Below are 6,615 nucleotides of genomic sequence, written 5' to 3' on the forward strand. Positions count from 1 at the left end.
ACTAACTAAACCACTGTTATTTATGTGGTTTAAATTGACCAAACGCTAACTTTTATCGATTGATTAATTGCAGTGAATCATTTAAAAATAGTACATCAATGCGCACAGGTGCATACTGGCTCATAAGTTAAATAATTACCCCTAATTAATATCAGATTGTGGTTTACCCCCTAAACTGCATAAGGCTCGCACTAGTCACGCGAGCCTTTCTTTTGCCTGTCGGAAATGTTTCTAGTGGTTAGAAACAATCATCTCCTCCAAATTCACTACAACGCTGGATAATCGATGTAGCCTTTTTCGTTGCCGCCGAACAGAGTGGCGCCATCAAGATCGGATAGTTCACTGCCGTTTTGTAGGCGTGAAACGAGATCTGGATTCGCAACGAATGGGCGACCAAATGCGACAAGGTCGGCGTAGCCTTTGCTTAACACTTCTTCGGCGCGTTCTGGTGTGTAGCTGCCAGCAACGATGATGGTGTTAGAGAACAACTCTCTTAGTTCTACGCGGAAGCTTTCAGGTATCACAGGCGCGTCATCCCAATCGGCTTCTGAAAGGTGCAGATAAGCGATATTACGAGCTTGCAGTTCCTTTGACGCTTCTAAAATCGTTGGCACGATGTCTGGGCAGTTCATGTCTTTGAAGGTGATGAATGGGGCTAAACGTACGCCCACTTTGTCAGCACCAATCGCTTCAATTACCGCATCCACGACTTCAATTAGAAAGCGAAGTCGATTCTCACGACTGCCACCATAGTTGTCGGTGCGTTTGTTTGAGTTGGTTCTTAGGAACTGGTCAATCAGGTAGCCATTACCACCGTGGATTTCCACTCCGTTGAACCCTGCCTCGACTGCTTTTTTCGCTGAGTTAGCAAAATCTTGAACAACACGATCGATGTCTGCTTGGGTCATCTCTCTTGGTTGGATGCAATCCACCATGTTGCCGTTACCATTCTCATCAGAGATCCAAACCTGCGTTTCTATTGGAGCTAATGCAGAAGGTGCAATCGGTAACTCGCCTTTTTGAAAGGTAGGGTGTGATACTCGGCCTACATGCCATAGCTGGCAGAATATCGCGGCACCTTGTGCTTTTGCTGCTGTTGTTACTGACTTCCAACCTTCGATTTGTGCATCGGTATAAACGCCGGGTGTGAATGAGTAACCTTGAGAGTCATCAGAGATCTGCGTTGCTTCCGTGATGATCAGCCCTGCACTTGCGCGTTGTTGGTAATAGGTTGCCATCATGTCGTTTGGCACGTTTCCAGGTTGGCTAGTACGAGCGCGTGTCATGGGTGCCATAACCACGCGGTTTTGTAGTGCTAGGCCTTTCAGTTCTGATGCTTCGAATAATTTGTTCATGGTTTCTACCTTGTTTTAATGCTGTGATCTTTCGTTTTTTATTGGGGCGATAAGTCGCGTTATTTGCTTTCTGCTGGGCTGAAAATAGAGTTGCTCTGTGGCTTTTCAGATCGGTTGGCTTTTGCAATAAGCAACAAACCAATCACTGGGACAACAACGGCTGCGAACGGAATCATTCCTGCGCCTAGTTGGCTGTCGAGTACCATGCCGCCAAGGAATCCACCAAAGGCATTGGCTAAGTTAAACGCTGAGATATTCGCAGTTGCTGCTAGCTCTTGCCCTTCGCCACCGTGGTTCATTACTCGAAGTTGCATGGCAGGGACGTTCGCAAATGATGCAATACCAAAGACAAATGCAGCTGCAACGAAGAGGATTTTGTTGTCTACCACAAGGCCAACCACCACCAATGACACGATCATTGCGACAGCCCAAAACATTGAAGCTTTGCCTAGGTTTTTATCTGAAGAGCGTCCGCCCAAGGTGTTACCGATGATTAAGCCAACACCTACAATCACTAAGATCCAAGTCACTGATTCTTGACTGTAACCCGTGATGTGCATGGCGATTGGCGCAAGGTAACCGTAAAGCGTCATGAAGCCAGACCAAGCAAAAGCGGTGATCGCCAAGCTGATGAGAAGCATTGGATTTTTGAATGCCAACAGCTGAGTTTTGATGTCTTTCGCTTCGCTGTGACCTGAAGATTTGATTGACGTTAAGATTGAAATCATGGCGATGGTGCCAAGTGCTGCCACGGTAAAGAAAGTGGTGTGCCAACCGAATTGCAAGCTCACCCAAGTTCCTGCGGGAACCCCAAGAACGTTAGCGAGTGTTAAGCCAGCAAACATCTGACCGACAGCACGACCTGCCATTTTTTCAGACACTAAGTTGGTTGCGACAACTGCACCTATGCCATAGAAAGGACCTTGCACTAAACCTGCGATAACGCGGCTTGCAAGTAGAAGTGGGTAGCTAGGAGCTAAGGCTGACAAGATATTGCCGATGATGAACAAAGCCATTAAGCCAATCAGTACCATCTTCTTGTTAAAACGTGCGAGGTAGATGGTTAAGATCGGGCCACCAATAACGATAGCCAATGCGTAAGCACTGATTAGGTAGCCGGCTTGACCTTCGGTGATCGAAAGGGATGTGGCAATTTGTGGAAGGATGCCTGCGATAACAAACTCAGCGGTGCCGATGGCAAAAGCTGCGAGTGTCAGTATCCAAACTTGGAATGGAATCTTTTCTTTATGGGTAGTTTCTTTATGGATAGTTTCTTGGTGGACGGTTTCTTGTTTCATGATGATCTACCTATGTAAATTCTTGTTTGTTAGGACGTGAGATACACGCCCTAACGATTGTTCTTTATGTCTTTGCTTCTTTGCGGAGTGTTAGCCGAGTAGAGCGCCGCCATCGATATCGATGATTGACCCAGTGACGTATGGGTTATTAATTGCGAACAGGTAACCCATGGCTATCTCTGAAGGCTCGCCAACCTTACCTGCGGGTAGGTTGTTTTTGGCGTTGTCGTACATGTTTGCACGAGCGGAATCGTCCATGTTTTTGTAGGCTTCCGTCATGGTTAAACCCGGGCTAACGGCATTGACTCGAATAGGTGATAGCTCTTTCGCCAGTATTTTGGTTACGCTTTCTAGTGCGGCGTTGATGGCGGTTTTTACGTAAGTACCAGCAACAACTTTGCGTGACAACATGCCAGTTGTGAACGTGATAGACCCGTTTGGCGTCATGTAGCGTGCGGCATGTTTGGCTACGTTTAAGCTGCCCCAAAACTTAGTGTCAAAAGCTGTCTTAGCGTTTGCGGTTGCTACGTCTGTTACTTTTCCTGCGGGAGCGGATGAGCCAGCCGTTACGATTAAGTGGTCAAACACGCCAATCGATTCGAAGTATTCACAAATCGACTTTTCATCGGTGATATCAACGCCTGTGTGTCGGCTGGCAATATGTACCGTGTTGTTCTCGTTTCTTAGTTGCATCGCTAGTGCTTTGCCGATACCTGATGTGCCACCAATGATGACGAAAGTGCGTTGCTCTTGTTTAGTCGATTCGTTAGTCATGCTCTGAATTCCTGCGTTGTTCTGTTGATGTTTGTCATTATATTTATTCGACTAAATTTGATAATTGGTTAAAATATAAATTCATTATTCGGTTAACCTGAATAGTGTGACTGAGTATTCAAATCGAGCATTAAGATCGAGAAGTAAGACAAAGAGGTGGAAGCGAGAATCGTATGGATAAGTTTTCAGATATGGCGATGTTCGTCAGTATTGTTAAGCATCACGGGTTAGCGGCGGCGGGGCGAGAGTTAGGGCTTTCTCCTGCGACCATGACAGCAAGGCTGCAGGCGCTTGAAGAACGATATGGTGTGAAGTTGTTGAATCGAAGTACGCGTCATGTGTCTTTGACCGACTCAGGGGAGCTGTATCACAAGGCATGTTTGGAGATTTTAGACAACGTCAGTGAGGCCGAAAACCTGATTCAAAATGGCGTAAAAGAAGTCAAAGGCTCGTTAAAAATCGCCGCGCCAAAAGACATCGGAAAACAGTACATTCTTCCTATTCTCTCGGAATTTTGTCAGCAGTATCCGGACGTTATTCCTTACCTGTATTTGAACGATAACCTCTCGAATATTGCTGAATCTGGCATGGATATCGTGGTCCGTTATGGTGAACTGGTCGACAGCAGTTTGATATCCAGACGCTTATCGCCAAGCCGACGTGTGTTGTGCGCTTCTCCTGAATATCTTGCTAAACATGGAACACCGTTAACACCACAAGATTTGGTCGAACACGACTGTTTAGCCATGCTGCGTAGCAATGAAGAGCTCAAGACATGGCACTTCCAAGACAATGATATGAAGAAGTCGGTGACGGTTGTGCCGAAGCGATTTTCAGATGATGGTGAAGTGATTCGGTACTGGGCATTAAAAGGTGAGGGCATTGCGCTTAAATCGGTGTTGGATGTGCAAGACGACATCAATAACCAACGCCTTGTTACTCTGCTGAATGGTTACATGAAAAACTTCAATACCGCGATGTCGGTGTCGAGTGCCGACTTGAATGTGGTGTACATCAGCAAGAAATATCAGCCGAAGCGTATCCGGTTGTTTCTTGATTTCTTGTTTGAGCGGTTTGGCGATTTGGTTGAAAAGTCTAGTTAGATTAGCCGAGAAGCAGCGCATGACAGATCTCTCGAACTCAACACCCGGGTACGGACAGAGAACATTGAACTGGTTATGATACGACCAACATAAGGATGTGATTGGAGAGAAAAATGAAAGTCGTCGGAGATACGGTTATCCAACCTTTTCACAAGGCAACCTGCCATTGCGGTGCGGTTGAACTAGAGTTCAGCTTACCTAACGGGATAGAAAAACCACGCCGCTGTGATTGCTCTATCTGTCGTCGCAGGGGAGCGATTGTGGGCTCTGTTGCACTGGACGGCATCAAGATCCTCAAAGGTGCGGAGCATCTCAAGCTTTATCAATTCAATACCAACACCGCAAAGCATTATTTCTGCTCAAACTGCGGCATCTATACCCATCATCAACGCCGTTCTAGCCCAAATGAATACGGTTTTAACATCGGCTGTTTGGAAGGGGTAAATCCTTTTGATATTGGTGATGTGGTGACCAACGATGGTGTCAATCATCCAGCTGATCGTTAATTTATTGAGCTTTAAAAAGGGAAGAAATTATGTCTGAATATGGAGCGGTCATTCGCTGGAAAAAAGCAGAAGATGAAGTCTTTAGCGACAATCAATACAGTCGAGGTCATACGTGGGAGTTCGATGGTGGTGTCACTGTGCCTGCTTCGTCCTCTCCACATGTTGTGCCACTGCCGTTTTCGGTGGAAGCGAATGTTGATCCAGAAGAAGCGTTTATCGCGGCACTTTCTAGCTGCCATATGCTGACGTTTTTGGGCATTGCCGCAAAGCAGAAGTACGTGATCGACTCCTATGTCGATGATGCGATTGGTGTGCTGGAAGAAGATGAATCTGGCCGCTCATCGGTCACTAAGGTGACTCTGCGCCCTAAAATTGTGTTTTTAGGTACCAAAAAGCCCACCGCCAAGCAGCTCGACAAACTGCACCACTTGGCGCACAAAAACTGCTTTATCGCGAACTCGGTAAAAACGGACATTGTGGTAGAAACTAAAGCGTAAACCACACACGTTAACATCCAAAAACCGCGAGGTTGCTTAGTGCATCACTGGCGGTTTTTTTGTGTCTGTGTAATCCTACGTACGGTTTTAATTGAGTGACAGTTAGAAAGTTTTGAGAGATAGGTAGAGAGCTCTTGAATGGTAGGAATAGATTGATTAGCAGAGAGTTATGTTTAGCGTCCCATTGAATAGTTTTGTACATCGTGTGAGTGATAAAAGCCAAGTGATGGTGAATGCTGCGGAATGTGGATGTCAGTTGAAACGAGTTCGTCGTTCGCGTAATTGGCTGTTGGTCGCTCAAGAGTATCAACTCGTTGAATTTAAAACGATGTTAACCCATGAAAAAGACGGTTGGATAGCAATTGCAATCGACAAAGTGCTGCCTAAACCCGTGGTGTGTTTGGCATCTCTGTTGGCCGCTACACCTTCAATGACTGTGGCTCAGCTGGTGATGGAATCTGGATGTTCAATGGCCGAAGCAAGACGTGCTATTGATGAACATGAAGGTCTGTAGGCGTATTCAAATCGTGTGAAAAGAGAATTGCGAGCAGCAAAAAGCCCGTAACGATATTGCGCTGGAAAACGTCATATCGTTACGGGCTTTATCATCTGTGCTGCTGTTAAGCTAAGCCATGCGGCTGATGAAGCATTGAATCGATTAAGAGTTCGCTACTTTTACACGAATCGTGTTTTTGCCAAGCTTTGACAAGTTCAGCTTGTTTAGTGCCGCTTTAGCTTCTTCTTGCTCTGGCATTTCAACAAAAGCGAAGCCTTTTGAGTCGCCAGTTTCTTGGTCTAAAACTAGGCTGCACTCTTTTACTGAGCCAAACTCAGAAAATAGCACACGGATGTCTTGCTCAGAGGTAGAGCGCGATAGGTTACGAACTAGAAGTTTCATAATAAACCTTGAATATGAATTTACGCCGAGCATTGTCGCACACTTTCATGCTCACCCTCACAAATAATTACTCTAATCATTTCTTTGGTAATGTGTCGCTCTATTTACCGATTAAGCGAGCTGTTTACCTGCTAGCCGCGGTTTATCGTGATATCTGACACGAATCCATGCTCTGTGCTGGTCA

At 45.9% G+C, this 6,615-nt stretch carries 8 protein-coding genes; 4 read left to right on the forward strand and 4 right to left on the reverse strand.

Going from position 1 to position 6,615, the window contains the following annotated elements; genetic code table 11:
- Positions 1-266: 266 nt before the first annotated feature.
- The 3 genes from ACED41_RS19900 to ACED41_RS19910 form a co-directional block, all read right to left on the reverse strand.
- Complete coding sequence (locus tag ACED41_RS19900; RefSeq protein WP_371725529.1) at positions 267-1,355, reverse strand: alkene reductase; 1,089 nt, start codon at positions 1,353-1,355, stop codon at positions 267-269.
- Between the two features lie 59 nt (positions 1,356-1,414).
- Complete coding sequence (locus tag ACED41_RS19905; protein ID WP_371725530.1) at positions 1,415-2,653, reverse strand: MFS transporter; 1,239 nt, start codon at positions 2,651-2,653, stop codon at positions 1,415-1,417.
- A 90-nt stretch (positions 2,654-2,743) separates the two neighbouring features.
- Entirely contained in the window at positions 2,744-3,427 is a 684-nt protein-coding gene (locus tag ACED41_RS19910; RefSeq protein ID WP_065583949.1) for an SDR family oxidoreductase, read from the reverse strand.
- 173 nt (positions 3,428-3,600) lie between these two features.
- Between ACED41_RS19910 and ACED41_RS19915 the strand changes: the two genes are divergently transcribed.
- The 4 genes from ACED41_RS19915 to ACED41_RS19930 all read left to right on the forward strand — a co-directional run bounded on the left by ACED41_RS19915 (position 3,601) and on the right by ACED41_RS19930 (position 6,047).
- On the forward strand, positions 3,601-4,530 hold the full coding sequence (locus ACED41_RS19915) for a LysR family transcriptional regulator (RefSeq protein ID WP_054541984.1): 930 nt from the start codon (positions 3,601-3,603) through the stop codon (positions 4,528-4,530).
- A 113-nt stretch (positions 4,531-4,643) separates the two neighbouring features.
- Complete coding sequence (locus ACED41_RS19920) at positions 4,644-5,036, forward strand: GFA family protein (RefSeq protein ID WP_017061270.1); 393 nt, start codon at positions 4,644-4,646, stop codon at positions 5,034-5,036.
- A 29-nt stretch (positions 5,037-5,065) separates the two neighbouring features.
- A complete protein-coding gene (locus tag ACED41_RS19925) occupies positions 5,066-5,533 on the forward strand; it encodes an OsmC family protein (RefSeq protein WP_065583947.1) in 468 nt (155 codons plus the stop codon).
- A 169-nt stretch (positions 5,534-5,702) separates the two neighbouring features.
- Positions 5,703-6,047 (forward strand): ribosome recycling factor family protein, encoded by a 345-nt coding sequence (locus ACED41_RS19930; RefSeq protein WP_017061272.1) that lies wholly within the window; start codon positions 5,703-5,705, stop codon positions 6,045-6,047.
- Between the two features lie 144 nt (positions 6,048-6,191).
- Here the strand turns inward: ACED41_RS19930 and ACED41_RS19935 are convergent, their stop codons facing one another.
- The gene (locus ACED41_RS19935; RefSeq protein ID WP_017061273.1) at positions 6,192-6,431 is read right to left on the reverse strand and encodes an RNA-binding protein; all 240 of its coding nucleotides are present in this window, start codon (positions 6,429-6,431) and stop codon (positions 6,192-6,194) included.
- Between the last annotated feature and the right edge of the window lie 184 nt (positions 6,432-6,615).

The organism is Vibrio sp. 1F255 (assembly GCF_041439145.1).
GTDB classification, from domain to species: Bacteria; Pseudomonadota; Gammaproteobacteria; order Enterobacterales; family Vibrionaceae; genus Vibrio; species Vibrio crassostreae_C.

Excerpts from the sequence above, each read along its gene's own strand:
- ACED41_RS19900 (WP_371725529.1), bottom strand. The coding sequence starts at position 1,355 with ATGAACAAATTATTCGAAGCATCAGAACTGAAAGGCCTAGCACTACAA.
- ACED41_RS19905 (WP_371725530.1), bottom strand. The coding sequence starts at position 2,653 with ATGAAACAAGAAACCGTCCACCAAGAAACTATCCATAAAGAAACTACC.
- ACED41_RS19910 (WP_065583949.1), bottom strand. The coding sequence starts at position 3,427 with ATGACTAACGAATCGACTAAACAAGAGCAACGCACTTTCGTCATCATT.
- ACED41_RS19915 (WP_054541984.1), top strand. The coding sequence starts at position 3,601 with ATGGATAAGTTTTCAGATATGGCGATGTTCGTCAGTATTGTTAAGCAT.
- ACED41_RS19920 (WP_017061270.1), top strand. The coding sequence starts at position 4,644 with ATGAAAGTCGTCGGAGATACGGTTATCCAACCTTTTCACAAGGCAACC.
- ACED41_RS19925 (WP_065583947.1), top strand. The coding sequence starts at position 5,066 with ATGTCTGAATATGGAGCGGTCATTCGCTGGAAAAAAGCAGAAGATGAA.
- ACED41_RS19930 (WP_017061272.1), top strand. The coding sequence starts at position 5,703 with ATGTTTAGCGTCCCATTGAATAGTTTTGTACATCGTGTGAGTGATAAA.
- ACED41_RS19935 (WP_017061273.1), bottom strand. The coding sequence starts at position 6,431 with ATGAAACTTCTAGTTCGTAACCTATCGCGCTCTACCTCTGAGCAAGAC.